The sequence below is a fragment of the Coleofasciculus sp. FACHB-712 genome, assembly GCF_014695635.1.
Taxonomy (GTDB): Bacteria; Cyanobacteriota; Cyanobacteriia; order Cyanobacteriales; family FACHB-T130; genus FACHB-T130.
The window spans coordinates 1-1,755 of record NZ_JACJOQ010000006.1; the positions used below are offsets into that span (position 1 = coordinate 1).

The 1,755-nt window shown below is 49.3% G+C and carries 2 protein-coding genes; one reads left to right on the plus strand and one right to left on the minus strand.

The genetic code is table 11. From position 1 onward, the window contains the following. Nucleotides 1–673: response regulator (locus H6F50_RS00070; RefSeq protein WP_190424902.1), on the plus strand; the 673-nt coding region annotated here is incomplete at its 5' end. Nucleotides 674–699: 26 nt separating this feature from the next. Here H6F50_RS00070 and H6F50_RS00075 read toward each other — a convergent pair. Further along, nucleotides 700–1,755, minus strand: a 1,056-nt coding sequence (locus tag H6F50_RS00075) for a zinc ribbon domain-containing protein (RefSeq protein ID WP_190424905.1), incomplete at its 5' end; no start/stop codon positions are given.

Consider the following 1,755-nt stretch of genomic DNA (forward strand, 5'->3'; position numbering starts at 1 on the left):
CTATGCCCAAATCCAAGTAAGAGACATGGGGAGGGGAATTCACCCAGACTTTTTGCCCTTCGTCTTTGATTCCTTTCGTCAAGCTGATAGCCAAACGACACGGGTATCCGGGGGATTGGGGTTAGGACTGGCAATTGTCCACCACCTCGTAGAACTTCATGGGGGTACTGTTACGGCTGCAAGTCCGGGAGAAGGGCAAGGGGCAACCTTCACTGTGACGCTACCCCTAATGACAACTGCGCCTCAGACGAGTCAGGACAATCCGTTACTTGATAATTCTCCAAATTTGGAAGGGGTAAAGCTACTGGTTGTAGATGATGAGGTGGATACGCGGGAGTTAATCGTCTTCATTCTCGAAGAGTGTGGCGCACAGGTACGCGCTGTGGCATCGGCGGCTGAGGCGCTGGAGGCGCTAGCTCAGATGAAGCCGGATTTGCTGTTGAGCGATATTGGAATGCCTGAAATGGATGGCTATATGCTGATTCGTCAAATTAGAGCCAAGAGTGCAGAGCAGGGGGGAGAGATTCCAGCGATCGCCCTAACCGCTTATGCTGGCGAAACTGACAATCAGCAAATACTCAAAGCAGGCTTCCAGAGACGCCTCACCAAGCCAATTGAGCCAGACGAGTTAGCGGTAGCGATCGCTAGCCTGATGAGCAGCATCAGTTCCTGAAGCTACCCTTCCCCGAAGAATTGATGTTAGCTCAGTTGCACTAATTTAGTGCCGCATTTAGAACAGAACTTTGAGTTCGCTGGGTTCTGATTTCCACAGTTAGTACAGAAAACGTGAGTGCGAGTCTCTTGAGCCGGAGAATGATTTGAAGCAACCCCAATTGGCTGAGTTGTAACAGGAGAATCAACAGGTTGACTACCCGGTGAATAAAGCTTAAAAGCTTCAATCATCTCCTGAATCACTCTTGCTTCGCGCTTGTAATTTAAGCTATCAGTTGCGCCTTCTTTTTCTAGTTCGACGGCACGCCGATCCAGATATACTTTCAGTTGGTGATACAGAGCTTGTTTTTTCTGCACCGTGTCAGCTTGGGTTAATTTTGCCGTTACCTGACGCTGAATTTCTTCTTTATCCGGGCGACACGCCAATACTTGCAGCACTTGCACCGCTTCTTCCCAACTGGAGGCGATATCGACATTTTCCAAACCAATTACGGTTTGTCGGGTGTAGCGAATTACCTTTTCTTTGGTGAGGCGATTTTCCTCTATTCGCAGCACTTGTAACGCCCTTGCTTGCACAACCAGGCGGAAAATATCTGGATTTTCTGGAAAGATATCCCAAAACGGCGGCTCTTTTTGAATGTGAACGGGAATCGGCGGTTCTTTGCTTTCACCTTTAAGTTGCGCCCGTTTTGCCTGAATCGATTGTCCTTTCCAATCTTGATAAGATTGCTGCAACTCCGGCATTCCCTCAATGCAACGCAGAGAGAAACCACCAATTTCTTGTACAAAAACAATCCGGTGACGTTCAGCTTCTCCCAACGGTGTAATGCCTTCGTTGCTGCCAACTCTCTCCCGCAGAATCGGGATAAGCTTAATTGCCGCTGGATCGCTGCTGTTTCGTCCGCCAACCAGGGCAACTTTGGCATTCAGTGCGGGGGTAAAGCCTGCGTCTTGACGTTTGAGAACGGCGTCAGAGAGTAAAATCAGCGGCTTCGATTTGCTGTAAGCAGTGCCGATGCGGTTGCGGATTTCGGCTTCGTCGTTGTTGAAGACTTTGAATAAGCGATCGCCAGCTGCCAATTC